Source organism: Sutcliffiella horikoshii, assembly GCF_044809035.1.
Lineage (GTDB): Bacteria > Bacillota > Bacilli > Bacillales > Bacillaceae_I > Sutcliffiella_A > Sutcliffiella_A horikoshii_G.
Genome location: NZ_CP085237.1, coordinates 3297993 through 3324735 on the forward strand (window position 1 = coordinate 3297993; position 26743 = coordinate 3324735).

Here is a 26743-nt window from a genome sequence, read left to right on the forward strand (position 1 = left end):
GTAACTGTTTACGGAGGTGTATCGTGTAACTCTTTGCTGCAGAGCGAGGATACATGAAAACAAAATGGTCATGTAGATGAGTCACATCTGTTATTATTTTACAACAAATAATAACACGAAGGAGGAGTCATTCATGGCTCGTTATACAGGTCCAAGTTGGAAACTCTCTCGCCGTCTAGGCATTTCATTAAGCGGTACAGGTAAAGAATTAGAAAAGCGTCCTTACGCACCAGGACAACACGGTCCTAACCAACGTAAAAAGCTTTCTGAGTACGGCTTACAATTACAAGAAAAACAAAAATTACGTCACATGTACGGCGTAAATGAGCGTCAATTCCGTAGCATTTTCGATGCTGCTGGTAAAATGCAAGGTAAACACGGTGAAAACTTCATGATTCTTTTAGAATCTCGTTTAGACAACCTAGTTTACCGTTTAGGTCTTGCTCGCACTCGTCGTGGAGCTCGTCAATTAGTTAACCACGGTCACATCACGGTTGATGGATCTCGCGTAGATATCCCATCTTACCGCGTGAAACCTGGCCAAGTAATCGGAGTTCGCGAAAAGTCTCGCAACCTAAGCTCTGTTAAGGAAGCTGTAGAAGTAAACAACTTCGTACCAGAATTCTTAACTTTCACTGCTGACGCTTTAGAAGGTACGTTCACTCGTTTACCTGAGCGCTCTGAATTAGCTGCTGAAATCAATGAAGCACTAATCGTTGAGTTCTACTCTCGTTAATTTTAACGGCTTGCAGACTCAAGTAATAAAAAGCCCTAAAATCGTTGGTATGACTGCGATTTCAGGGCTTTTTTTATGATCTAATACTCCGCAAAACATGGTAAAATAACTACTTCTTCCGTACACTGCACGTTTCCAGTTATTTAAAAAGAAATGAAGTGGTCTTTGAAATTACCCAGAAATGCAGTAATTCCAACATTCTTATAGACAAACTTAATGAAATTTCCGATGTGATAAAAAAAGAAGAATATGCTCCTTTGTACACCGCCTTTACCATCCTCTTAACTCATGGCGGTGACTTTCAGGTGAAGGATAAATTTTTTAATAAAACAGCAGTCGTTCTTACTCTTCCTGCCTATATAAAAAAACGCAGCAGTATAAATCAGCAGGTTATATCCCATTAAAAATAGCTCTTTCCCCTGTGCAGCGGGGAAAGAGCTATTTTCATTTACAAACCTAATTCTTTTAAAATAACTTCAAGTGTTTTTCCATCAACTGATTCAGTTGGAGCAGGTGCATTTTCAACATGCTTATTTTGTAAAAGATAATTTTTCTCTACAAATTTAATGTCTTTTTCGTCAACCACTCCATCAAAGTTGATATCTGCAGCCCTGTTATCTGTTTTCCAAGCTTGTTGAATGGCAATGGCATCATGAATATCAATCACATTATCTTGATTAACATCTCCAGCAATCAATTGTGTACGCACAGTTGTTGATTTTCCATAAAGTGTACCTTTGTATTCAAATCCGATAAGTTCTTCAGATAATGTAAGGAAATGTCCCGGAACGTTAACTTCTAATGTATATGGATCTTTGCTTAGCGGGAGTTTTTCCATCGTGAAACGTGTATTACCATCAAACATATTAGACGCATCAAAGCCTTCACCATTTGAGTTAGTAAACTTTACAGATGCCCCGACTTTTTTCCAATCTCTATATCCAGCATAATTGCCACCTTCTACAAGAAACCCTTCTGGTGTGACGTATCCCTGAACCCGGTTAAATGTAGGCTTTAAGTTAAAACGGTTTCCTCCATTTAACACCTCTACTCTTTCATTATTGGAATTAATGATGGATGCTGTTGGTTTAATGTAACCGATAGGATAGAAAAATTCGTCCTGGACTTTCACTTTAACTTCTACTACTTCTTTTTTATCAAACAAGTGACTTTCTTGGAACGTTACCTTAATTTGATCGCCATTAACAGCAAGTTCCGCCTTACCTGTAAGCTCGTCAGCCAATTTTGCTTCCAAAAGGTGTACATGTTTATCTCCTGAAATCGGAGCAAAAATCCAAGTCGCTTCCTTTATCCCCTCTAAGTTGTCCAATACAAGCTGAGCTGTAACAACATCTCCAGATCTTGCAGTATCTACATTATGTTTTGCATAGGCTGTAGGTGTTCCTTCTTTTACAAAGAAATATTCTCTCCATCTTGCTTGGTTACCTGCTTTATCATATCCAATGATATTAAATGATAATGATTTTACCGTTTCCTTCATCTCTACTTCTTCTTTCAGCCTTCCGTTTTTATCCATGTACAGAGGGCCATTTGGAAGCGGTACGCCATACGTGTACACCATGAAGTTAGAGGACTGATCAATATTGATTCCAGCTTTTTGCATGTTTTCAATATTTTCATCGGTAATCTCTAATTCAAAAGGATATGTCTTTTGTCCCGGCTTGTATTCAAGGAACGGAGACTCACCATCAAGTGAACTCTTTACTGTTGGTGCTTCAATATCAATGAACAAATCGTGGACAATTGTCTTCTGCTTGCCAGTAGGTAATGTGTAAATAAATTTTAGCTTATAGTGTCCTGGCTGCGCAATACTTGTTTTTTCTGATACCGGCTGCTTTCTATCACCTGTAAATTTATAATAGTATCCGCTAAAAGCTTGTAAAAAGTAATTCGTATTTTCAAGTGCACCTGTCATATCAAGTGTTCCAATTAGTCCTAAATCTTGTCCAGAGCTGCCGTCCTGTAACACTACGTCCATCGTATCCAACGGGGAACTTAAGTTGAACTGAACCATTGCAATAGCTGTTCTATAACTATCAAATATGTGATTAAATGGTGAAGGTGTAATTGATGGTGTCAATAAATCAAGTGTATTAAATCCTTCTTCCGACTTTTTCACACTAAATGGAATCCGATGAGTATCGCTTGAGTCCTCGATATTTGTCATAAGAAGATAGCCTTCATAAATCCCTTTTTCAGCATTTTTCGGCAGTGTTATAAATACATTTGATTTTTTGGTCTGTCCACGGTTAACCTTAATCTGTTTGTCTATTTGAACTTCTACACCATTTTCTTTCATGCTGTTCGTCCCTGATTGTACATTTTCTTCTACTTTCACATTGTAGGTTTTATTTTTGCTGCTGTTGTTCGTTGTTTCCAAACTTTTCTTTACGCGGATATGTGTCCCTTCCGAAACAACTTGGTTATCAAAACTTAGTCCGCCTGTCAGATTATTTATGGTGATCAGATCTTCTCCAGCTGCCAGCAGGGTATCATCTTTCACTTGAAATTTAGTTTGCATATGAAGTGCTTGATACGGATCAACTCTTCCGGCACCAACCTCAAACACGCTATACTCTTCGCTTAAAGGATCTGCTGAATTCATCATGATTGTTTTAATGTCTGCTGGTTCAAGATCAGGATTTTCTCCCAGTAGAAGTGCTGCAACTCCTGCTGCAAAAGGCGACGCCATAGATGTACCTGAAATACGAGCATATGCATACTTATAATCTTCAGGGTTCTCCTTATTTACTGCAAAAGAAGGATATGTGGACAGAATGCTCACTCCTGGAGCGACAATTTCCGGCTTCATCTCAAAATTCTTATTAACCGGGCCTCTTGAACTAAAACCTGCCAGCTTATCTCCACCTGTCAAACTTTCTTCCATATTATTAAATGTAAATTGTGCCTCCCCAATAGCAACAGCTGCTTTTAGTTCTTCTCCTGCTTTCTTTGTCATAGAAAATGCAGGTACATAATCTGTAGACTCACCAAGATTGTGACCGACATGTCCGTCAGCATTGTTATACATTACCACAGCTGCAGCTCCATTTTCTTTCGCAAATTTAACCTTGTCATGAAGAGTTATTCCACCGCGTTCTACAAATGCAATTTTCCCTTGCACATTCTTATTTTGATAATCAGCTGCACTCCCGAATCCTACATTTACTAATTCAAGGGTCTTTCCTTCTAAACTAGCAAAACGGTGCGCGAACCCTCTTGCCATACTTACTAAATCAGAAGACCAGCCATTTGGCAGCACTCCAGTAAAGGTCGTTTGAGCGACTGGTACATCACTGGCTCCTACTGTCAGTGCCAAGGCTGCTGTACCCGGAGAACCCAGCGTACCTTTATTTGGACCGGTATTACCTGCAGACACCACTGCTGTAACCCCGCTCAGAACTGCATAGTTAAGGGCTGTACTTGTTGGAAAGTACGGATCATTTATGCCTGCACCTAATGACAGATTAATAACATCCATTCCGTCCTCAACCGCTTTTTCAATTCCCGCGATAACCGCTTCTGATGTCCCGCTTCCATAAGGTCCAAGAACACGGTATCCATACAGCTCCGCATCCGGCGCCACACCTGTAACGGATACTTCACTATCATTCTCGTTTTGTCCTACAATTGTTCCGGAAACATGCGTACCATGTGAAGTATAATAAGAGCTTCCGCCGTTATACTCAGGTCTGTTGGAGCCTTTCCAATCTTCATAGGTAGCTTCCATCGGATCTGCATCATTATCAACAAAGTCATAGCCGCCTTTATAAGCATCCTTTAAATCAGGATGATTATAGTCGACCCCTGTATCAAGTACTCCGACTTTGATTCCTTCTCCTGTAATTCCTTTTTCATGTAATTCATCTACTTTTAAATATGAAATACTTTCAACAGATGTAGTGACTTCTCTATTAACATCTTCCGGCAGCACTTCTTTAATAGGATTAATTGTAAATGTTTCATTCTTGAATACGGCTTTTACTGCCTCTGAATGTAAAAGCTGTTCTACCTGGCTTGCCGGCAGTTTCATCGCCACACCATTATAGGCCGTTTTATATGTTTGGGTGATTTTGGGTGATACTTCCTTACCTTTACTATTCTTAACAGCACCTAAATGCTTCTGAACATCTTCTTTAAACGTTTGATGCTCTTTATCTACTTTTGCTCGAGCTTCTTCCTTTTTCAGTTTTTTCCCTTTCATTTCTGCTTCAAGTACAGCTACAGTACTAGGTTTGGAATGAAACTGAACAATAACAGAAATCTCTTCATCAGAAGTTAAGTCATCCTGTTGAAACCCTTGGAGACCTGTTAATTTATTTAGTTCAAGTTGTTTCAAAGCCAATCTTTGTTCTGCAGATAAAGTAGATAGTATATCTTCAGCTTTCCAAACAGCAGCTTCAGAAGGCGGAGAAGAGAGTGTATTGATTGGAGAAAGCAGCAGTCCGGTGGAAAGTGCAACAACAGTTAGTTTCTTACCAAGCGAGTTAGCTATCATGATCTGTTTACCTCTTTCTATTAATGATTGAGTAGAATACCTCTATTTAAAATAATATTCTAAATATTATTATAATTATTATTGTAGTATGATATTAACGTTCTAGCTATGGGGGTTTTGCATGGGTTTTATTGCCTACAAAAACGCATAAAAAATAGTGTAAAAGACTCACTTATCATGATATTTTTATTAATAGCAGGGAAATTATCATTTTCTAATTGGGGTTATGATATTATTAGAAAAATTGAATAGTTAATGGGGGAAGTATCATGCTGGAAGGAAAAATCATTAAATTTTATCGTGAGTATAAACAAGTAAAGCAGAAAGACCTAGGAGAAGGCATTTGTTCCACCACTCATATAAGTAAGATCGAACGAGGGCTTACTGAGGTTTCTAAGGAAACCATACAGCTGCTTTGTAAGAGGCTTGAAATTACTATGGAGAATGAAATAAAAAACTATTATAAAATTGATAGCCTCCTTCAGGAATGGCATGATGCAATTATTAAAAAAATACCTTCAAAGGCAGATACAATAAAAAAACAGTTAGACGGTATCCACCTTTTACAAATTCAGGATTTCCAACGTACGTACACCCTCATTCTTACAAGGTACTTTTTATCAAATTTAGAAACCTACCATGTGGAAAGATTATTGGCAGAAATGGCGACTTGGTCCCATTTATCACCTTACGAATCTAATATGCTGCTTCATATTAAAGGGATTTATTACCTGAAGGTGAAAAGTGATTTTTTCCACGCGATTTCTTTTTTAAAAGAAATCAACCTATCTGAATATTCTAATCGTGAATACTTTTATGATCTAGCAGTAGCCTATCATTCCATCCACTCTAATGTATTAGCCTATTTTTATGCGAATAAGGCTCTGCATTTTTTTATGGAGATACGAAGCTTTTCAAGAATGATAGAGGCAGAAATGCTGATGCTCCTTCAGCTGGAACAATCTTCTGATACTTCTATGGAAAGCAGCGAGTATCAACGCTTGATAGAAATGGCAGAAGATTACGGCCTTGGAAGTCAGTGTGCCCTCCTTCACCACAACTTTGCCTATAGCCTGCTTAGAAATGGCGACTTCGAATCATCCAGTGAATACTATAAAAAAGCAGTAGATTTCCGTGAATCACATGATCCGTATTACTTAGGGTCATTGGAAGGTTATATAAATGCATTATCGAAACATGGACACACCTCCAAGGAAAAGTTACTTGAACTGGTGCACACAGGACTTGAAACAGCAAAAAAAGCAAACAATATGACGTTTTTACACTTTTTCACATTACACCAATTAAAAATCAACGGACGTCAAAAGCAGTATTTTGAATATCTAGAAACAGAAGCCTACCCTTATTTCAAACAGATGGGATATGTACTTCCAATGGAACACTATGGGTTAATGCTCTTCGATTATCATATGGATAAAGGCAACATGGAGCAGGCAAACGCTTATGCAAAAGGTTTAATGGAGAAGTTTCGGAAGAATAATCAATTTGTATAACTTATGCAGTAATCATTTTCACTATAGATATAAAAAACACACGAATTTTTTTATTCGTGTGTTTCATTTTTTTAAAGATCCATCACAGTATTTGGATCAATCAAAACATAAACCAATATAGCTGCTACAAAACAATAAATAGCAAAGTAAACCAACTTTCTTCGCTTAAGGAAATCAATTAACCAGACAATCCCAAGCCAGGAAAAAATAAAAGTAACAATGAATGCTGTAACCAATGCAGGTATTCCGATATCTGTTATAAAGCTCCTTGAAATATCATCAATAGCCAAAACAGATGATCCTAAGATAACAGGGATGGATGAAAGAAACGAGTATCTTACTGCTGTTTCTCTGTTTAATCCTGCAAGCAGTGCAGTGATTAATGTTGATCCAGACCTTGAGATGCCAGGGAACACCGCCAGGGTTTGTCCTAATCCGACAATGATAGAATCTTTGAATGTCATTTCACTTTCACTGCGGTTCCCGTAACGGTGAAAACGTTCAATATAGATCAGTGCCACACCAGTTACGGAGAGAGCCAATGCCATTGATGCAGGAGTTTTCATGGATGCTTCAAACACATCACTCCATATAAAATCCTCCAATAGGTATGTAAAATAATTACAATAATATTATAGCATAATTTTAACCGGAAAATAGAGAAAACCTTACAAAAATGCAAGGTAATAATTAAGCTAGCTATTATTAACGATAGTTTAATAACTCTTGATTCTACAACTTAAACTTAGTTTTAATCATTTAAGACCTTCTTCATTTTTACTTGTTCAAATAGTATGGTCTAAAATAGACTACTATAGTCTAAAACAAACTAGTCTAAAGTCGTTGTAAACATCTAGAATATATTAAAATAAAGAACTCTATTTATTTTACGTTACTTGAGTTTATACCTTTCATTAGTTAACATTTTCAATTCTTTGTTTATAATTGCACTATGATATGAGAGTTGATATACTTAATTTATAAGATATTTTAAATTTCATAATGGCTTCTTCCTTTGTGGAAGGGGAAATATTAATATCCAAAGCGACCTCTGGTTGATTGAAAAAAGTGTAACGCTACACTTTCAATTTTCCGGTAGGTCGCTTTTTTATATATAAATTTCTTTAGCATGTTAGTTTTTGGCGAGAAGATAGTCAAGATCGGAGTCTATGACACTGGTAAGACAGTATAAACTCTTTCCGACGATAAATAAAAGAATCGCCAAAAAGGTTCCTTTCCAATTGTGTGAAAGTCTATCACTTCGTAAAAGGGTGGTTGGCTTGGAGAACTTAAATTCATTTCCTACTGTGTGAAATCTGGCGGGGGCAGTGGACCTTGTAGGGTTGGTGAAAATCGTATGCAGGCAACGAAACAGCCGAACGCCATTCGGGGCTTCGAAAAATACCGTTTTTTTTAGTGAAACGTCACTTTGGATTCCAGATGCATTCTGGCGACAGATTGGGAGTGGTGAGAATCTGTTGAATAACTTCACCTTGGTCATTTGCTCTTGCGAGAGCTACGGTGTCTACTCTCGTTAATAGTGATGACCTAAAAAACAGGACGGAATTTCCCGTCCTGTTTTTTTATTGCTTAAATGGTTTTTTCCATTCCATCAAGGTGGCATGGTTGCGTGAGTCTTTGTCTTCAAGGTAATTTTCGACCACTTTTACAGGGGTTCGCCCACAGTGTAAGAGGAAAGTAATGACGGGATCTTTGATGTCGCCTTCAATCACTTGTTCAAGGTAGTCTTCTGCTGACATTTCATCCTGATACTTATGATAATGTGGCATTCTTCCTCCACCCAATAAGCGATCCATACCGTGCTGAATGACAACTTCATACATGGATTGCATCAGCAACTTCCCAAGACCAAGTTTACGGTAAGTTGGACTTACGCTGATATCCACCACATACAACGTGTTGCCTTCAGGCTGGTGGTTACGGATATAGCCGTTATCCGTAATTTGTTCCCAGTTATGGTCAGGCTCACCTGGAGTATAATTTACACGCAAGCCAGTCATGGAACCAGCAATCTTCTCATCAATTTCTACACACAGTGCCCCATCTGGAAACAAATCCACATGATTCTTTAGCTGTTCCACGTTCCACCACAGCTCTGACGGAAAAGGTGGCGGAAAGCATTCCTGCTGTACGCGGATTAATTGCTCAAAGTCCGTCTCCTGATAGTTTCGGATAACAGCTTTTACCGGCTTGTTTTGATCAAAAACATAAACCTCTTTTAGATACAATTCCCATCCCTCCTAATAAGCTCATTATAACCAAGTTTACCACCTAACAATTTGTGAGTGTAAAAATAGACTGCCCAAACGGACAGCCCTCACAAAATTAGTATTTAATAAGGAAGTATTTCTTCTTCCCTCTTCTTACAACAGTAAATTGCCCCTCAATACGGTCACTCTCACCTAGCTCATAAGCAAGATCCTGAACCTTCTCTCCATTAATGGAGATGGCACCATTCGTAACATCTTCACGTGCTTGACGCTTTGAAGGTGCAATCTTACTTGCAACCAACAATTCAACTAATGCAAGTTGCTCATCATTTTCCACTGTAAAAGAAGGAACATCTGCAAACCCTTGTTTAATTTCATCTGCAGTAAGCTCGGAAATGGAGCCGCTGAACAATGCTTTAGAAATGCGGATTGCCTGTTCTAAAGCACCCTCACCATGCACCAACTTTGTCACTTCTTCTGCTAGGCGTTTATGTGCAGAACGTTTTTCCGGTGCATCTTGAAGTTCTTTTTCAAGTACCAAGATCTCTTCATGAGATAAGAAAGTAAAGAATTTCAAGTATTTCACAACATCCCGGTCATCTGTATTGATCCAGAATTGGTAGAACTCGTATGGAGACGTCTTCTCGCGGTCTAACCAGATTGCGCCGCCTTCTGTTTTACCAAACTTCGTGCCATCTGCTTTTGTTACAAGAGGAATCGTCAGACCAAATGCTTTGGCATTTTCTTCGGATTTACGAATCAACTCCATTCCAGCAGTGATATTCCCCCACTGATCGCTTCCTCCAATTTGAAGCTTACAATTTTGACCTCTGTATAAATGCAAGAAGTCTAGGGATTGAAGAATCATGTAACTGAATTCCGTGTAAGAGATACCAGACTCAATTCGAGATTGAACGGAATCTTTTGCAAGCATGTAATTAAGACCAAAGTTCTTCCCAACATCACGAAGGAAAGAGATCACATTCATTTCCCCGATCCAGTCATGATTGTTGGCAATCACTGCTGGGTTTTCTGTTGCTGTGAAATCCAAGAATTGCGATAATTGGCCTTTAATTCTGTTGGACCACTCTACAACAATGTCGGATGTATTCAATGTACGTTCCGCTTTCTTTCCACTAGGATCCCCGATTAATCCAGTTGCTCCTCCAACCAATGCTATTGGATGATGCCCTGCCTGCTGGAATCTTCTCAATGTAAGAATCGGCAGCAAGTGTCCGATATGCAAACTGTCACCTGTTGGATCAAAACCAGAGTACAACTTCACCTTTTCCTCCGATAAAAGCTTAGTCAATCCCTCTTCATCCGTCACCTGATTCACTAACCCTCTAAACTGCAAATCCTCTAATAAGCTCATAATAAAATCTCCTTTTATGGTTTTTTAATTAATAAAATTGAGTGAATTTCGTAGCTGATGCACGGAGCAAAAGGCGTAGACTCCAGCGGGAGAGTAGCGACAATGTTGAGACCCCCAAGCGTTGTGAGGAGGCTCAAGGTCGCCCCGCGGAAAGCGAAGCCATTTGCGGAGAGCATCAGCAGTGTTAAGCAGCACCTAAACACAAAAAAACCCATCCCTCCTGTAAAAGAAGGGACGAGTTTATACGCGGTACCACCCTAATTGAAAAACGGACATAGCCGCTTTCCCACTCAAAAATGTAACGGTTCTCACCGTCTCCTGCTACTAAGCCCAAAGCCTGGCTGTTCCCAAAAGATGCTCGAGGAGGTAATTCATCCAAACAGGTGTACTGATTCTCACCAACCATCAGCTCTCTTTAAGCATGCCTATTTGTACTACTTATTCCTGTCTTTGCACATTCTATAACTAATCAAAAATTTATATAAAGTCTTTTTACCATAAAAAAGTGTATCGTGTCAACCGAAAGATTAAGAAAAATTTGGAAGAAAACAAAAAGTTTGTCGCTATAAAACCTCAATATGCTATAATTAGTATGATTTGCCGGGGGGTAGATAAAATATGTCAAACTACGACAAGTTCAAAGAAAAATCACAGACCTTTTTTCGATTTTTCGTAAATAATAAGACGAAAAAAGGCGCCAACATTACATATTTAGTAGTGTGGAATCTCATTCTTGTTTTTCTCGTCATCGGAGTGATCGGGGTATCATTTGCTGGCGGTGCAGGTGCAGGTTATTTTGCAGCTCTCGTCAAAGAAGAACCTATTCGTTCATATGAGGATTTGAGAAAAAACATTTACAACTACGAAGAATCTACAGAAATGTATTTTGCAAACGACGTTTATTTGGGAAAATATCGAGCAGATCTACTTCGTGAAGAAGTGTCCCTGGATAACGTCTCAGAGCATTTAATCAACGCACTTATCTCTACTGAAGATGAATACTTCTATGAGCATGAAGGGGTCGTTCCAAAAGCGATCGTCCGTGCCGTCGTTCAGGAGGTAACAAACTCTGCCAACCAAACTGGTGGTAGTACGCTTACACAGCAGTTAATAAAAAACCAGCTACTAACAAATGACGTCTCTTTTGATCGTAAAGCGAAAGAAATTTTACTCGCCCTTCGCCTGGAAAACTATTTCTCTAAAGAAGAAATACTTGAAGCTTACTTGAATGTTTCTCCTTTTGGAAGAGACTCAAACGGCAGAAACATTGCCGGTGCCCAGACTGCCGCAGAAGGAATTTTCGGTGTGGATATCAGTGAATTGAGTATCCCTCAAGCTGCCTTTATTGCAGGTCTTCCACAAAGTCCATTTGCCTATACACCTTTCACTCGGGCAGCAGAAGTAAAAACCTCAGAAGGCCTTGAACCTGGCCTGGATAGAATGCGGTACGTACTTCACCGTATGCATGCAATGGGGCATATTGATGACAAGCAGTATGAAGAAGCGCTAGCTTACGACATCACAAAAGATTTAGCAGGACCTACCAGCAGTGCAATTGAAGACTATCCATATGTCGCTTTTGAAATTGAGGAGCGAGCGCAAGAAATCATCGCCGAGCAACTTGCATTAAATGACGGTTATGAACAAGAAGAATTGGACAACAATGAAGAGTTACTTAAAGAGTATTTACAGTTAGCCGATACAACGCTAAGACAAAAAGGGTATGTTATCAAAACAACGATAGATAAAGACATCTATTCAAAAATGCGTCAGATCACACAGGAGTTTCCTTATTTCAATGAAACTAAAGTTTATTCCTATGAGGAAGAAACTAACCCTGATACTGGACAATTGGTTGCCAGAAACGCCGAGCAAGTTGGCGCTTTATTAATGGATAATAAAACAGGCGCAATCATCAGTTTCGTCGGGGGACGAGACTTCAAACTAAAAGACCTCAACTTCGCCACCAACACATGGCGGCACAACGGGTCTACCATGAAGCCGTTACTTGGTTATGCACCTGCATATGAAATGGGAACATTGCAACCTGGTAGTATACTTGCAGATACACCTTTGACGGTAAAACTTCCAGGTCAAGACGCATGGTCCCCTAATAACTGGAATAACAGATTCAATGGATTGCAGACAGTTCGTCAATCCGTTGCCCTGTCCCATAACTTAGCCGCTATCCGTGGATATATGGAAATCCTTCCTCAACGTCCAATGGATTATTTGTTTAAACAGAACTTCTCCAAACTTACTCAAGGAGATGCAGGGAACATTTCAGCTGTGCTTGGCTCTCCATCAGTAGGGGTTAGTGTAGAAGAAAATACTGCGGGCTATGTAACCTTCGCAAACGGGGGTAATTACGTAGAACCATATTTAATCGAGAGTATTAAGACAAAAGATGGCGATGTCATTTATGAGCATAAAGTGGAACCTAAAGAAATTTACTCTCCACAAACTGCTTATTTAATGATAGATACCATGCGTGATACGTTTAAGAAAGGTACTGCGATACCTGCACGAGACTATTTGCAATTTAATGCAGATTGGGCAGGAAAAACAGGTACAACTCAAGATACACATGATATATGGATGATGGGGTCTAACCCTAACATTACATTCGGTCTATGGATGGGGTATGATGAAAGACATGTACTAAAAAACATCGGGGATCGGACTCCAACTAAGAGAAGTCAATTACTTTGGGCACAACTTTTAAACGGTGCATACGATATCAACCCTGAATTAATTGGTCCATCTGCACAATTCCAAATGCCTGGCGGAATTGTTAGACGCAGCTATTGTAAGCTGTCAGGATTACTGCCTTCAGCTCTTTGTAGCAAGGCCGGACTTGTCGGAGAAGATTTGTTTAATGCAAAATATGCTCCTACCAAAACGGACGACAGCCTTACAACAGGGAAATATGTTCAAATTGGTGATGTGGCTTATGCGCCGTTAAGCTCGACTCCACGAGAGTTTGTAAAAGAAGGACCAATGCTGAAACCTGATTTCTTAAAGAAATTGCAAATCAGCAGTATAGAAGAACTGGCCGAATATATGCCGAACAGCTCGATATTTGATGGATTGACTGTTCTTTCAAATGATCCGCTTCCAAGCAATAATTCAGCACCAGGTGCAGTTGGCGGGGTAAGCATATCAGGTTCGACTCTAAGTTGGTCTGCAAGTCCTCAAAAAGACGTTATCGGTTATTACGTCTACTACAAAGCCAATAGCTCAAGTTCTGCCAGTAAAATTGCCTCTGTACAAGCTGGGAAGAGTTTGAGTGCTAAGGTATCACAGAAATCCGGTTTCTTCTATGTCACTGCAGTAAATGCCAGTGGTAAAGAATCCTCTCCATCAAGCTCAGCAAAACTTGGAGATCCGGATAAAAAAGAAGAACCAAAACCTAAGCCAAAGCCGCCAGAACCTAAACCACCTTCCAATGGTGGCGGTAATGGGAACGGCGGTGGAAACGATGGTGGTGGAAACAACGGCGGCGGTGACGGCGATGACAACTCCACAGATCCTCCACCGGATGATAGTGGAGAAGAAGGAGGAGATTAATTCTTCTCATCCTTCAACCTAAAAAGGCACTTACCCCATGGGTAAGTGCCTTTTCCATTACATCCATCCCCCTCCTAATCCCAAAATTAAAATAAAAAACAACAACCCACCGCAAAAACGGCAGGTTGTTAATATTATTACCTTATTAATCTTCCATCGTAGACAAGTCACCAGTCGGTAGATCTAGCTCCCACGCTTTCAACACGCGACGCATGATCTTCCCGCTACGAGTTTTCGGAAGTTTATCACGGAATTCGATTTCACGTGGTGCTGCATGTACAGCAAGCCCTCGTTTAACGAATTGACGAATTTCCTCTTTTAGCTCGTCACTTGCTGTATACCCATCACGAAGCGCCACGAAGGCTTTAATGATTTCACCACGCACCGGGTCCGGTTTTCCAATAACTCCGGCTTCTGCAACAGCAGGATGCTCGACAAGCTTGCTTTCCACTTCAAACGGGCCGACACGTTCACCGGATGTCATGATAACGTCATCGATACGGCCTTGGAACCAGAAGTAACCTTCTTCATCCATATAAGCCGAGTCACCAGAAACGTACCAGTCTCCAGGCATGAAATAAGACTCATACTTTTCTTTGTTGTTCCAGATGGTGTGCATCATGGATGGCCAGCCTTTTTTAATGGCAAGGTTACCCATGCGGTATGGCGGAAGTTCGTTTCCTTGATCGTCCACAATCGCCGCCTCTACTCCAGGAATCGGCTTGCCCATGGAGCCTGGCTTGATTTCCATTGATGGATAGTTACAGATTAATTGGGCTCCTGTCTCCGTCATCCACCATGTATCATGGACACGCAGATTGAACACTTTCACACCCCAACGGATTACTTCAGGGTTTAACGGCTCCCCGACACTCAGAATATGACGAAGAGAAGATAGATCATACTTCTTCACCACTTCATCTCCCGCTCCCATCAGCATACGAAATGCTGTCGGTGCACTATACCATACAGATACGCCATAATCTTCAATGGTTTCATACCATGCTTCCGGTCTGAAACGGCCTCCTACGATAACATTGGACGCTCCTACAAGCCAAGGTCCGAAGATGCCATATGCCGTCCCTGTTACCCAGCCTGGGTCAGCTGTGCACCAGTACACATCTTCTTCTTTAAGATCCAATACCCATTTAGCCGTCTGATAGTGCTGAACCATGGCATTATGAACATGCAGCACTCCTTTAGGCTTACCAGTGGATCCGCTTGTATAATGAAGCACCAAGCCGTCTGTCTTTTCCACCCACTCCACTTGCAGCTTTCTGCTTGCATCTTTCATGCGGGAGTTGAAATCAATGAAAGGTCCTTCTTCTTTCACATTTTCCCCTACTAGTACCACATGCTTCAGTGCCGGCAGGTCATCAAGAGGGATACGGTTTAACAGTTCTGGTGTGGTAATGATGACTTTAGCTTCACTGTCCTCTAGGCGGTCTTTTACAGCGCCTTCCATGAACGCCTCAAACAATGGTCCGACAATTGCGCCAAGCTTGATAGCTCCAAGTGCAGCAAAGTATAACTCAGGTGAACGTGGCATGAAAATAAATACACGATCTCCCTTTTCCACATCGCAAGTCTGTTTTAGAATGTTACCTGCTTTATTGGACATATCTTTCATTTCCTTGAACGTATACTTTTCATTACGTTCCGGATCTCGGTAATATAGGGCTACTTTATTTTTTCGTGCAGAATCTGCATGACGGTCAATGGCTTCATGGGCAACATTCACTCTTCCCGTTTCGGAAAAGCTGAAGTTCTTTTCTACCTCAGACCAGTCAAAATTGCGATAGGTTTGTTCATAGTCTTCTAGATTGTAGTTCCCCTTCGTTACTGGTAACGCTTCCACTTTCATCCACAAACACCCCTTATGTATATTTCTACAGTTCTATTATAGTACAGATAGAATTTTTTCTCAATTTTTTAAATATTAATATTATTACATGAATAATTTTGTTTTTTCTAGTAGACTAGAGGTGTAAGGGTAATGAGAGCGTTTTAATTCGCTTGTGTTTTTCTAATAAAATGAGAAAATATAGCTAGTAGATTACTAATATTCTTGTAGGTAAAAGTAGGTGGAGAGTTAGATGGAACACAGAAAAACATATAATGCAAAGGAAATTAGAACGAAAAATAGCCGCTTGATTATTGAAGGACCCGTAACAGCTGAGAAACTGGCAAGCTATGAATTCCACAAAGACCTTGTTGCATTTAGACCTCCGGAACAACAGCGTAAGGCCCTGCTAGAAATTGCAGGCCTTCCAGAGGGCAGAATCATCATTGCAAGAACTCACGATACAATAGTTGGCTATGTCACCTATCTCTATCCAGATCCAATGGAAAGATGGTCAGAAGGTAAAATGGAAAACCTCATTGAGCTTGGTGCCATTGAAGTAGTACCGGAAGTTCGCGGTAGTTCGGTTGGTAAATCCCTGCTTCAAGTTTCTATGATGGATGATATGATGGAAAACTATATTGTCATAACAACAGAATATTATTGGCATTGGGATTTAAAAGGAACAGGACTGAATGTCTGGGAGTATAGAAAAATAATGGAGAAAATGATGAATGCAGGCGGGTTGGAATATTACGCAACAGATGATCCTGAAATCAGTTCCCACCCGGCCAACTGTCTGATGGCCAGAATAGGTAAAAACATTGACCAGGAATCTATCCAGAGATTTGATCAACTTCGCTTTCACAACCGCTTTATGTACTAGCATATGATGTCTTAGACGGAACTTGTTTTACAAGGAGGAAAGACCATGATTGTAGAAAGAATTATGAAGAAGGATGTCTATACGTTAAAACCGACAGATACTGTGGAACAAGCGCTTCTTCTTATGGAGGAAAAGGATATTAGACATATCCCAATTGTAAACAGTATGATGCAGTTGGTCGGAATTATATCTGACAGAGATGTACGCAACGGCTTGCAGGCGGCTTTATATGAAAACAGTGCGCAAGAAGACTTACAGCAGCCTCTTTCTAAGGTGATGAAAACAAATCTTTTAACAGGACACCCCTTAGATTTCGTGGAGGAGGTTGCCGCAACTTTTTATGAATATAAGATTGGTTGCCTTCCCATCATTCAGGACTCCAAACTCGTAGGAATTGTTACAGAAACAGACCTTCTCTACACGTTTGTCCAATTGACAGGTGCCAACCAGCCTGCATCGCAATTTGAAGTGAAAGTGGAGAATATTTCCGGGAAGCTTGCGGAAGTAACCTCCATATTAAAAAAACGAAAATTAAATATACTCAGTGTGCTTGTCTACCCTCATCAGGATGAGCAGTTTAAAATTCTTGTTTTCCGGGTTCAAACGATGAATCCTACAGGTGTCATTTACGACCTGCAGGAGGAAGGCTATGAAGTGCTATGGCCGAACTTGCCAGGTGTGACATCATGAAAAAAGCAGTTTTTGTCTATTCGGATGAGTTTCAAACGTATAAGTTCAGTGAAAACCATCCCTTCAATCAACTAAGAGTCAAGTTGACGTACGATTTACTGCAAAAGAGCAATCTGCTCTCTCTTCAAGATATTGTTCCACCAAGAATGGCTACTGATGAGGAATTAGCGCTCATTCATGATCCGCGTTATATCGAGGCTGTTAAGTTGGCTGGAAAAGGACTCTTGCCAAAAGAGAAAGCAAACAACTATGGGCTTGGGACAGAAGATACGCCTATTTTCCCTAATATGCATGAGGCGAGTGCATTGCTTGTTGGTGGCACATTGACAGCTGTCGATCACGTGATGACGGGTAAATCTGAACATGCCTTAAATCTTGGCGGCGGCCTTCATCATGGTTTCCGTGGGAAGGCTTCTGGATTTTGTATCTACAATGACACGGCTGTGGCCATTAAGTATCTGCAAGAACAGTATGGTGCACGCGTTCTATATGTAGATACAGATGCCCATCACGGCGACGGTGTCCAGTGGGCTTTTTATGAAGATCCTAATGTTTGTACGCTCTCCATCCATGAAACAGGCCGATATTTATTCCCTGGGACAGGCAATGTGAATGAACGTGGTCAAGGAGACGGATATGGCTATTCATTCAATATACCTGTTGACGCGTTTACAGAGGATGATTCTTTCTTGGAGGTCTATGAACAGTCTCTTACGGAAGTGGCCAATTTCTTTAAACCAGATGTGATATTGACGCAAAATGGTGCGGATGCCCATTATTATGATCCACTTACCCATCTTTCCACTTCCATTAAAATCTACCGGGAGATACCAAAGCTCGCTCACAAGATTGCCCATCAATATTGTAAAGGTCGTTGGATTGGTGTTGGAGGCGGAGGCTATGATATATGGAGAGTAGTTCCACGAGCATGGTCTCATGTCTGGCTGGAGATGATCGAAAAGAACAACGTGCAGGGGTCATTATCAGAAAATTGGATAAACGAGTGGAAAGATAAGGCACCTGTTGAATTGCCTGCTGAATGGGAAGACCGTCCGGACCTTTATAAGCCGATTCCTCGAAAACAGGAAATTACGGAGAAAAATAAACAGCTTCTCTCAAAAGCTCTATACCCTATAAGCCATCTGCGAACTGATAATAATAATTCACAGATTGGATAAAGAAAAACCAGCACTACGCCAATTAGCGTGAAGAGCTGGTTTTTCGCATTTTAATTTACTACGTCTTCTTTTTGAGGGTCAGAGATGACTATTTCAACTCTTCTATTCTTTTGATAGTTAGCATTTGACGTATTGTCTACAATTGGCCTTGTATCGCCATAACCTACTGCGCTGAAGCGCTCAGGATCCAAGTCGTGGGATTCCACCAGGTATCGGATCACACTGCTTGCCCTCGCAGCAGATAATTCCCAGTTGGAAGGAAATTTATCGGTTGAGATTGGTCTGTTGTCCGTATGACCTTCTACTTTGACAAGGTTCGGAATTTTTGTCAATAGCGTGCCGACTTTATCCAGAAAAGGGTGAGCAATCGGAAGGATTCTTGCTTCTGCTGTCTCATATAACACCTTTTCCTCTAAGACGAGCACTATTCCACGTTCGGTCCTATTGGCAACCACTACATCCTCCAGGTCATTTTCAGCAAGAAACGTCTGTACTTCTACAAGCAGTTCTTGCAAGCTGTCCTCATTCTCTTGCGTTTCTTCCTGATTTTCTGCTACATCGTCTTGGTTATTGGTCGACTCCGTATTTACAGAGAAATCTGTCGGGTTCTCAAAAGGGACAGCCGAGGGATTATAATCCAAAATATTAACTTGTTTAAACGACTCTGCGACCGCCTTAAACTTTACTAAGTCTATTTGTGACATAGAGAAAAGCAAGATGAAGAAAACCAAAACCAGCATAAACAAATCCGAAAATGTTACCATCCAAATGGGTGCTCCTGGAGGTGTATCCCTCTTTTTCTTTCTTAGCATCATCGAACGCTTTCCTCCAATGCCTCCAATTCCATTACTTCTTCTTGTATGCGGTCACGTGAAGTAAGAAATGCGGATAATTTCTCTTCCAGGATTTTAGGATTCTGGCCAGATTGCACACCAATTACACCCTCTATAATAATTTGTTTCAGGAAAACTTCTTTTTCCGTCTTATTCCCCAATTTATTGGCCATAGGAATGCAGATTAGATTTGCAATCAAAGACCCATATAATGTGGTCAAGATTGCAATGGCCATATTTGGTCCCAAGGTAGTTGGATCATTCAAGTTGTTCAGCATTAAAACTAGTCCAATAAGGGTTCCGATCATTCCCCAAGCAGGTGCATATTCCCCTGCCTTATCCAAAATAGTTTTCCCTTTTAAATGCCTCTCTTCCATTGCGCTTATTTCTGCATTCATGATGTCATTAATGACTTCTGGCTCAACTCCGTCAACGGCGAGTAATATCCCTTTTTTAATAAATTCATCATCCACATCTTCCAATTCTGCCTCTAAAGCAAGAAGGCCTTCTCTCCTTGCTCGATCAGCAAGGCGAACAAATGTGTTAATCAGAATCGGCAGTTCCATTTCCTTACGAGAAAATGCGGCTTTTATGACTACGGGTAGAATCTTCAATTCTTTCATATTAAAACTAATGAATAATGCCCCTGCCGTTCCCCCTAATACAATGAACAAGGACGCAGGATCCAGGAAACTTGCTAATCCTGCAAGACCATTTCCGCTTAATATTCCAAACATTATCATCGCCAAACCGAGAACGAGACCTATTGGTGTTAACATATCAAACTTTTTCATACTTTCTCCCCTGACCTTAAACGCTCTTGTTTGTTTTTAATGACTTACTTCCTTAACTCCCAGTTTCCTTTCGTTTCAGGTGTTCGCTTTCCTAGGGGCGGTGCTTGAGCCTCCTCGTCTTCGCCTGCGGGGTCTCAACCTACCGCTATCTCCCTCAGGAGTCTCACACCTTACACGACAGTCAACTGGGGAAAGTTTAGTAATCATTTGAATCAACATTTTAGGATAAAGAAAGAGGACAAACTTTTGGGTGGTTGTCCTCTTCGTTTACTATCTATATCGACAGCTTTTTTATTTTGTTGAGCGTCTAAATTCAATTCTATGTGGAAGTACGACAGTTTGGTCTTCTACTTTTTCTTTATTCATGAATTTTGTTAAAAGTCTCATGGCTACTGCACCGATATCATACATCGGTTGTACTACTGTGGAAAGTTGTGGACGAACCATCGTAGCAAGTCTTGTGTTATCAAAACCGATTACTTCAATGTCTTCTGGAATATTTAATCCATTGTCCTGAGCCCCATGAATGACTCCCAAAGCCATTTCGTCTGTTCCAACAAAAATAGCGGTTGGACGTTCGTTCATTCCAATAAGTTTTTCCACTGCTTCTATACCGGAATCGTAGGAATAATCCCCTTCTAGAACAATCTCTTCATCATAAGAAAGACCTGATTCTTCTAATGCACGTTTATAACCTGTCAGCTTCTTCTCTCCGTTAATTGGTTCATCAAAAAGACCTGATACATATCCTACTCGTTTATGTCCTTTTTCAATTAAAGCCGTTACAGCGTCAAATGAAGCTTGTACATAATCAATGGTTACAGATGGCACTTTATTGTCTTTTTCAATGGATGCGGCCAATACTATGGGAACTGGTGATCTTTCAAATTCTGCTGCAAGTTCTTCTGTGATGTTACCACTCATGAAAACAATTCCATCTACTTGTTTGCCAAGCATCGTGTTTAACAGGTGTAACTCCTTGTCCACATTTTGGTCAGAGTTGCTTAGGATGATATTGTACTTGTACATGGTTGCAATATCTTCAATACCGCGTGCAAGCTCTGCATAGAAAATATTGGAGATATCTGGGATGATAACTCCCACTGTTGTCGTTTTCTTGCTCGCCAATCCTCTTGCTACTGCATTGGGACGATATCCAAGGCGTTCAATGGCTTCTAAAACTTTTTTTCTTGTTGTCGGTTTTACATTCGGATTTCCGTTTACTACTCGGGAAACCGTTGCCATAGAAACATTCGCTTCTCTGGCAACATCATAAATCGTTACGTTCATTCACACACACTCTCCTTCTATATACATGCATCTATGTAAGGCAATATTTAATAAGATAAATTTGGCAAAATAACGCATTTATCTAATAATCATACGTTATTCTAAGCAGACAAGCAATGAATTTACTATACTCCTGCTTATATCTTTTACTAAATGTAAATTTTTTATGAAAACTTATGAAAACAAGAAAAGACGAGCGTTTCAATCCGCTCGTCTTGGAGAAAATGGTTATTATGACTTGTACGAATAATGACTGCGTAATTCCGTGATGAACTCATTGAACTGATCGATGTCCATCTGCTGTGCCGCGTCAGAAAGTGCTACTGCCGGATCAGGATGTACTTCAGCCATCACTCCGTCTGCACCGATTGCAAGTGCAGCCTTTGCAGTAGGCAATAGAAGATCTTTTCTACCAGTGGAGTGCGTTACATCCACAAATACAGGTAAGTGAGTTTCTTTCTTTAGAATTGGTACAGCTGAAATATCTAATGTATTTCTAGTAGCTTTTTCGTACGTTCTGATTCCACGCTCACATAGGATGATTTGGTCATTCCCCTGGGAGATGATGTACTCTGCCGCGTTGATGAATTCATCAATGGTTGCAGCCAATCCTCTTTTGAGGAGTACTGGTTTTTTCACCGCTCCTGCGGCCTTCAGTAATTCGAAGTTTTGCATGTTACGGGCACCGATTTGGATGACATCCACGTAGTCGCAAGCAACTTCAATATCAGCAGGGTTGATGATTTCACTGATGATTGCCATATCAAATTCATCACCAACACGCTTTAATATTTTTAATCCTTCAAGACCAAGGCCTTGGAAGTCGTAAGGAGATGTTCTTGGCTTGAAAGCACCACCGCGAAGCAGCTTCACTCCTTGTGCCTTTGCAGCTTGAGCAACTTGGGCAACTTGTTCGTAGCTTTCAACCGCGCAAGGGCCGATGATGAAGTTTTGAGACCCATCGCCAATTTTTACTCCTTTTACTTCAACAACCGTATCTTCCGGTTTTTTCTTACGGGAAACTAGTAGTGCTTTTCTATGATCATCTTTTTGCAGTTCCAAGCCTGCTTTGAAAATTTCTTTGAATAAATGTTGCAAAGTGGATGTTTCGAAAGGTCCATCGTTATGCTCCGTAATCAAGTCCAACATTTTTCTTTCACGGACTGGGTCATATCGATTTACACCTTGCGCCTCTTTAAGCTTTCCAATTTCTTGGACAAGCTCACCGCGCTTGTTGATAACCTCTAATAGTTGTAAGTTAAGTTCTTCGACTTGTTTTCGCAAGGCGTCTAGTTCGTTATGACTCATATAATTTCATCCTTTCTGTATTTATAACAGTACCGAGTTGTGGTACATTTCTATTAATTAGTTATTATAAACGATGACTTTCTGATTGTCACGGATTTTTTCTTTATTAATTAAACGCTTTTAAGCGGTAAAGTATTATATGGTGCTATTTAGGGATGGTGAATCTTTTTTGATTTTCGCATTAGATATTGGAACAAGATCAGTGGTGGGACTACTATTAGAACAGGATCAGAGCAAATTTCGCATCAAAGATATAGTAATAAAAGAACATGCGGAACGGGCTATGTTAGATGGTCAAATTCATGATATTTTGGCCGTGTCAAAAGTTATTACATATGTGAAAGAAAAATTAGAAGAGAAACATGGACCATTAAAAAAAGTATGCGTCGCGGCGGCAGGTCGTGCATTAAAAACTCAAACTGCCTACGCGATACAAGATATTAAAGGAAAAGGAATGTTTACAGAAGAGGATATTTTTTTATTAGAGCTATCCGCTGTTCAAGAGGCGCAAAGGAAGCTGCTCCAAGAAAGGGAAACCGATAAGGCAAATCAGTATTTCTGTGTTGGATATTCGGTCCTCCGGTATTATTTGGATGAAGAAGAAATAGGCAGCTTGCTTGATCAAAGAGGAGAAAAAGCATCTGTTGAAATCATTTCGACCTTCTTGCCTAAGATTGTAGTAGAATCGTTGATTTCAGCCCTCCAACGGTCCGATCTTCAACTGGAAGCCCTGACACTTGAACCAATCGCTGCCATTAATGCGCTCATTCCTCCTTCTATGAGAAGATTGAATATCGCCTTGGTAGATATCGGAGCGGGAACTTCTGATGTGGCAATCTCCATGGATGGAACCGTGACGGCATATGGAATGGTTCCTGTTGCCGGAGATGAAATTACGGAAGGTATGAGTGATGCATTCCTACTGGACTTCCCACAAGCTGAGCAGGCCAAAAGGGACTTGCTCCATAATGAGAATATAACTTTTACCGATATTCTTGGGTTTGAACAAACTCTACCCAAACAAGAAATGATAGATCAACTATTCCCTTCCATCGACAAGCTGGCAACGTCCATTACTAAAGAAATAAAAAGGCAAAATAACCAAAAAGCTCCAAAAGCTGTCATGCTTGTAGGTGGAGGCAGCCTTACACCTTCTTTGCCCTCCCTCCTTGCAGAAAAGCTTGGATTACCTGAAAATCGAGTGGCGATCCGGGGTGTGGAAGCTATTGTTCAACTGGACCAAACAGATCTCCCTGTAAAAGGACCTGAATTTATCACTCCAATTGGTATAGCTATAGCTGCCAAGGAAAAACCAATCGAATACGTTTCTGTCATGGTCAATGACCTTCCTGTTCGTTTATTTGACGTGAAAAAATTGACCATTGGAGATAGCCTACTAGCTGCGGGTATCAGTATCAGCAAATTGGTTGGAAAGCCAGGTTTGGCTTTGATAATTGAAGTGAACGGGAAAAGTATCACCTATCCAGGGAATTTTGGAGAGACAGCGAAGATTATAAAAAATGGGCAGCATGCACAAAGCTTTGATCCGATTACCAATGGCGATGTCATTATCGTGGAAAAAGGCACAGATGGACAATCAGCCTCTGTCACTATAAGGGAAGTTGTAGGGACAGAATTGCCCGTAATCTCCGTAAATGTGAACGGCAAAGCTAAAGATATCAATCCTGGCCTGCTCGTGAACGGGCAACCTGCAATATTGGACGAACACCTTGCAGACCGTGACAAGATTACTTTTTCTTATCCGGAAACAATAGGCGAGCTGCTCGTTCAAACCGGTGAAATAATGGAGGATGATCTTGCGCTGTTTCCCCTCATCATTAATAATGAGAAAACCTTTGTGCCTTCTTTTTCAGTCCATGTAAAAAAGAACGGTAAACAAGTCTCATTAAATGATCAATTTACCAATGAAGACAATATTGTCTGGGAAAGAGGCTCCACCCCGACAGTTAAAATGCTCTCCATCGTTCAGCAGTATGAAACAAAACAAGAAATAGCAGTAACGTATAAAGGACAAAAAGTAGTATTAATAAAAGTTTTGCTTGAGTTTTATCGAAATGGAAAACTGCTTGCTGAAGAGGATCTCCTAAATAAAGGCGACCATCTACAAGTTATGGTCAGACGCAAGGAGCCTTTCATTTTTCAGGACATGTTTCGCTTTGTAGACATCGAGAGACCTCAAGGTGCGGGGACCTTTCAATTAAAGAAAAATGGAGCAGAAGCATCCTTCTATGACTTTATCGACCACGGGGATGAATTGGATATAGAATGGAAGAGTAAAATCTTAGAAGCTAACTTGCAAGATAGAATGTGAGGTGTGCTCCATAATAAAACGAACGTGCATAGTCGCACGTTCGTTTTATTTTACATTCTCTTGAAGGGAAGAATAGGTAATCTTCCAGTGAGAAGCATTCCAAGCAACTTTTCCATCCTTAAACAATAATGCTTGTGGAGATTCATGTTTTATATCAAATGTCTCCGCGATATGATTGGAAAGCGGTCTGGCTTCTTGTACATTCAAATAAAAACAAGGAACTTGATTTTGGTCGGCTACAAAGTTTTCGAATTCTTCAAATGCAGCATGGCTGATTGGACAAGTTGTGCTGTTTTTAAAGAATAAGAATTTCTCATTTTCTTGGACAATCTGATCGAATTCTTCTACAGATTGCACGACTGTTTTACTCATATTTCTACACCCTTTACTATTTATATTATAAAATTTCAGACACCGCTGTTGTTTTCCGCAAATGGCTTCGCTTTCCTAGGGGCGCAGCTTGAGCCTCCTCGGCAAGCCTGTGGGGTCTCCACCTAGCACTATCTCCCTCAGGACAAGGAAGGCTTCGACAGCGAAACATCGCACGAAGAAAGTGCGTAGCATTTTCGAGAAGTCTTCGCCTTTTGCTCCAATCAACAGCTATAAATCTCTAAGTAAATTAAAAACGGCGAAGTTATCATACCACTTCGCCGTTTTATTCTCAAGTTATGAGATTGCTTATTGGGATTCTTCGCTTTCGGATAACTTTTTCTCTACGTCTTCCAACGCAGCTTTTGTATCCTCAAGGCGTTTCTTTACTTCATCTGTCATTTCATCAGATTGAGTTTCAATAGCAGTAGCTGCTTCGGAAATAATATCTTGAACCTGCTCTTGCAGCTCCATGGATATGTCTCCATTCTTTTCTCTCAATTGCTTAACTTTGTCCATCACTTGTTGTGTTTGATCCGTAATGGCCTTTGTCAATTGGTTCTTCTTATCTTTGGCAGTTTCAGCTAATTCAGTTGTATATTCAGTAGCTTGAACCTTCCAGTTATCTGTTCTTTCTTTTAATTGAGTCGCCTGGTCCGTGATATCCTCACGAAGCTCTCTACCGGATTTTGGAGCCAGGAACAATGCAGTTGTAGCTCCCACAATTCCACCAATTAATGTACCGATTAAAAAGTCTTTCGTGTTCATACTGTCAGTGTTCGTGTTCATTTCTTTCTTGTTCTCTTCGCTCATTTCCGATTCCTCCTCAAATTTTGTTGATTTTGTTTTTCTGTTTTCTTTCATTCCATTTGTCGACAAGTTCCATGGCCACATTGGACCATTGTACAACTTGCGACACTTTATCCTGGTTTTGATCTAGCTGTTGTGCAACATTATTAGATAAACGTGATACGGAATGATTAAATCCTTGAATGGAAGTTCCAACATCCTTTACAGCAGTTACAACCGTATTAAGTTGTTGCGACTTATCTTGAATGTCGTCCATTAATACATTGGTTTTATGTAATATCTGCTCTGTCTCGGATGTGATCCCTTGCATTTGTTTTTCAATACCACCTAATGTACCGGCAACTTGATTTAAAGTGCCTTGCACGGAAAGAAGTGTTTTGGAAACAAAAATAACCAATATTAAAAATGCAATAGCTACAATAATTGCGCTAATGTAAAGCAACTCACTCAACGCGACACCTCCTG

Annotated in this window: 19 protein-coding genes and 1 other annotated feature; of the genes, 7 read left to right on the forward strand and 12 right to left on the reverse strand. The window is 40.4% G+C overall.

Annotated features, from left to right (window positions below; translation table 11 throughout):
- The first annotated feature begins 133 nt into the window (after positions 1 to 133).
- Positions 134 to 736, forward strand: coding sequence for a 30S ribosomal protein S4 (gene rpsD / locus LG307_RS17175; RefSeq protein WP_404444532.1), 603 nt, complete (start codon positions 134 to 136; stop codon positions 734 to 736).
- Positions 737 to 1184: 448 nt separating this feature from the next.
- On the opposite strand, the gene LG307_RS17180 is transcribed toward rpsD, so the two are convergent.
- Complete coding sequence (locus tag LG307_RS17180; RefSeq protein ID WP_404444535.1) at positions 1185 to 5255, reverse strand: S8 family serine peptidase; 4071 nt, start codon at positions 5253 to 5255, stop codon at positions 1185 to 1187.
- Between the two features lie 269 nt (positions 5256 to 5524).
- Between LG307_RS17180 and LG307_RS17185 the strand changes: the two genes are divergently transcribed.
- Complete coding sequence (locus LG307_RS17185) at positions 5525 to 6769, forward strand: helix-turn-helix domain-containing protein (RefSeq protein WP_404444538.1); 1245 nt, start codon at positions 5525 to 5527, stop codon at positions 6767 to 6769.
- Between the two features lie 71 nt (positions 6770 to 6840).
- On the opposite strand, the gene LG307_RS17190 is transcribed toward LG307_RS17185, so the two are convergent.
- From LG307_RS17190 to tyrS, 3 genes are all read right to left on the reverse strand, one after another.
- Entirely contained in the window at positions 6841 to 7374 is a 534-nt protein-coding gene (locus LG307_RS17190; RefSeq protein WP_404444540.1) for an undecaprenyl-diphosphate phosphatase, read from the reverse strand.
- Positions 7375 to 8352: 978 nt separating this feature from the next.
- On the reverse strand, positions 8353 to 9018 hold the full coding sequence (locus LG307_RS17195; RefSeq protein ID WP_404444543.1) for a GNAT family N-acetyltransferase: 666 nt from the start codon (positions 9016 to 9018) through the stop codon (positions 8353 to 8355).
- A 97-nt stretch (positions 9019 to 9115) separates the two neighbouring features.
- The gene (gene tyrS, locus LG307_RS17200; protein ID WP_404450488.1) at positions 9116 to 10378 is read right to left on the reverse strand and encodes a tyrosine--tRNA ligase; all 1263 of its coding nucleotides are present in this window, start codon (positions 10376 to 10378) and stop codon (positions 9116 to 9118) included.
- 224 nt (positions 10379 to 10602) lie between these two features.
- Positions 10603 to 10835, reverse strand: a binding site (T-box leader).
- Between the two features lie 158 nt (positions 10836 to 10993).
- Here tyrS and LG307_RS17205 point away from each other — a divergent pair.
- Positions 10994 to 13945, forward strand: a complete 2952-nt coding sequence (locus tag LG307_RS17205; protein WP_404444545.1) for a transglycosylase domain-containing protein — start codon at positions 10994 to 10996, stop codon at positions 13943 to 13945.
- Between the two features lie 145 nt (positions 13946 to 14090).
- On the opposite strand, the gene acsA is transcribed toward LG307_RS17205, so the two are convergent.
- Positions 14091 to 15809, reverse strand: a complete 1719-nt coding sequence (acsA, locus tag LG307_RS17210; protein ID WP_404444547.1) for an acetate--CoA ligase — start codon at positions 15807 to 15809, stop codon at positions 14091 to 14093.
- Positions 15810 to 16041: 232 nt separating this feature from the next.
- Here acsA and LG307_RS17215 point away from each other — a divergent pair, with 232 nt between their 5' ends.
- From LG307_RS17215 to LG307_RS17225, 3 genes are read left to right on the forward strand one after another with little or no spacing between them, the layout of a single operon-like run.
- Entirely contained in the window at positions 16042 to 16674 is a 633-nt protein-coding gene (locus tag LG307_RS17215) for a GNAT family N-acetyltransferase (protein ID WP_404444550.1), read from the forward strand.
- A 45-nt stretch (positions 16675 to 16719) separates the two neighbouring features.
- Positions 16720 to 17364 carry an acetoin utilization AcuB family protein gene (locus LG307_RS17220; RefSeq protein ID WP_404444553.1) on the forward strand — a complete coding sequence of 215 codons (645 nt, stop codon included), beginning with the start codon at positions 16720 to 16722 and terminating at the stop codon, positions 17362 to 17364.
- Positions 17358 to 18542, forward strand: coding sequence for an acetoin utilization protein AcuC (locus LG307_RS17225; protein WP_404450489.1), 1185 nt, complete (start codon positions 17358 to 17360; stop codon positions 18540 to 18542). The genes LG307_RS17220 and LG307_RS17225 overlap by 7 nt, the downstream gene beginning before the upstream one ends.
- Positions 18543 to 18592: 50 nt before the next feature.
- On the opposite strand, the gene motS is transcribed toward LG307_RS17225, so the two are convergent.
- From motS to LG307_RS17245, 4 genes are all read right to left on the reverse strand, one after another.
- Positions 18593 to 19357 carry a flagellar motor protein MotS gene (motS, locus tag LG307_RS17230; RefSeq protein WP_404444556.1) on the reverse strand — a complete coding sequence of 255 codons (765 nt, stop codon included), beginning with the start codon at positions 19355 to 19357 and terminating at the stop codon, positions 18593 to 18595.
- A complete protein-coding gene (gene motP, locus LG307_RS17235; RefSeq protein ID WP_404444559.1) occupies positions 19354 to 20169 on the reverse strand; it encodes a flagellar motor protein MotP in 816 nt (271 codons plus the stop codon). Before motP ends, motS begins: the two co-directional genes overlap by 4 nt.
- A 291-nt stretch (positions 20170 to 20460) precedes the next feature.
- A complete protein-coding gene (gene ccpA, locus LG307_RS17240; protein WP_404444562.1) occupies positions 20461 to 21459 on the reverse strand; it encodes a catabolite control protein A in 999 nt (332 codons plus the stop codon).
- A gap of 231 nt (positions 21460 to 21690) precedes the next feature.
- The gene (locus LG307_RS17245; RefSeq protein ID WP_404444565.1) at positions 21691 to 22767 is read right to left on the reverse strand and encodes a bifunctional 3-deoxy-7-phosphoheptulonate synthase/chorismate mutase; all 1077 of its coding nucleotides are present in this window, start codon (positions 22765 to 22767) and stop codon (positions 21691 to 21693) included.
- A gap of 139 nt (positions 22768 to 22906) precedes the next feature.
- Between LG307_RS17245 and LG307_RS17250 the strand changes: the two genes are divergently transcribed.
- Positions 22907 to 25099, forward strand: coding sequence for a cell division protein FtsA (locus LG307_RS17250; RefSeq protein WP_404444568.1), 2193 nt, complete (start codon positions 22907 to 22909; stop codon positions 25097 to 25099).
- A gap of 45 nt (positions 25100 to 25144) precedes the next feature.
- On the opposite strand, the gene ytxJ is transcribed toward LG307_RS17250, so the two are convergent.
- The 3 genes from ytxJ to LG307_RS17265 all read right to left on the reverse strand — a co-directional run bounded on the left by ytxJ (position 25145) and on the right by LG307_RS17265 (position 26729).
- On the reverse strand, positions 25145 to 25471 hold the full coding sequence (ytxJ, locus tag LG307_RS17255; RefSeq protein ID WP_404444571.1) for a bacillithiol system redox-active protein YtxJ: 327 nt from the start codon (positions 25469 to 25471) through the stop codon (positions 25145 to 25147).
- 306 nt (positions 25472 to 25777) lie between these two features.
- The gene (locus tag LG307_RS17260) at positions 25778 to 26281 is read right to left on the reverse strand and encodes a YtxH domain-containing protein (protein WP_404444574.1); all 504 of its coding nucleotides are present in this window, start codon (positions 26279 to 26281) and stop codon (positions 25778 to 25780) included.
- 13 nt (positions 26282 to 26294) lie between these two features.
- Positions 26295 to 26729 carry a DUF948 domain-containing protein gene (locus tag LG307_RS17265; protein WP_060664737.1) on the reverse strand — a complete coding sequence of 145 codons (435 nt, stop codon included), beginning with the start codon at positions 26727 to 26729 and terminating at the stop codon, positions 26295 to 26297.
- Positions 26730 to 26743: the final 14 nt, after the last annotated feature.

Coding starts and splice junctions, on each gene's coding strand:
- rpsD (WP_404444532.1), top strand. CDS start 134: ATGGCTCGTTATACAGGTCCAAGTTGGAAACTCTCTCGCCGTCTAGGC.
- LG307_RS17180 (WP_404444535.1), bottom strand. CDS start 5,255: ATGATAGCTAACTCGCTTGGTAAGAAACTAACTGTTGTTGCACTTTCC.
- LG307_RS17185 (WP_404444538.1), top strand. CDS start 5,525: ATGCTGGAAGGAAAAATCATTAAATTTTATCGTGAGTATAAACAAGTA.
- LG307_RS17205 (WP_404444545.1), top strand. CDS start 10,994: ATGTCAAACTACGACAAGTTCAAAGAAAAATCACAGACCTTTTTTCGA.
- acsA (WP_404444547.1), bottom strand. CDS start 15,809: ATGAAAGTGGAAGCGTTACCAGTAACGAAGGGGAACTACAATCTAGAA.
- LG307_RS17215 (WP_404444550.1), top strand. CDS start 16,042: ATGGAACACAGAAAAACATATAATGCAAAGGAAATTAGAACGAAAAAT.
- LG307_RS17220 (WP_404444553.1), top strand. CDS start 16,720: ATGATTGTAGAAAGAATTATGAAGAAGGATGTCTATACGTTAAAACCG.
- motS (WP_404444556.1), bottom strand. CDS start 19,357: ATGATGCTAAGAAAGAAAAAGAGGGATACACCTCCAGGAGCACCCATT.
- motP (WP_404444559.1), bottom strand. CDS start 20,169: ATGAAAAAGTTTGATATGTTAACACCAATAGGTCTCGTTCTCGGTTTG.
- ccpA (WP_404444562.1), bottom strand. CDS start 21,459: ATGAACGTAACGATTTATGATGTTGCCAGAGAAGCGAATGTTTCTATG.
- LG307_RS17245 (WP_404444565.1), bottom strand. CDS start 22,767: ATGAGTCATAACGAACTAGACGCCTTGCGAAAACAAGTCGAAGAACTT.
- LG307_RS17250 (WP_404444568.1), top strand. CDS start 22,907: ATGGTGCTATTTAGGGATGGTGAATCTTTTTTGATTTTCGCATTAGAT.
- ytxJ (WP_404444571.1), bottom strand. CDS start 25,471: ATGAGTAAAACAGTCGTGCAATCTGTAGAAGAATTCGATCAGATTGTC.
- LG307_RS17260 (WP_404444574.1), bottom strand. CDS start 26,281: ATGAGCGAAGAGAACAAGAAAGAAATGAACACGAACACTGACAGTATG.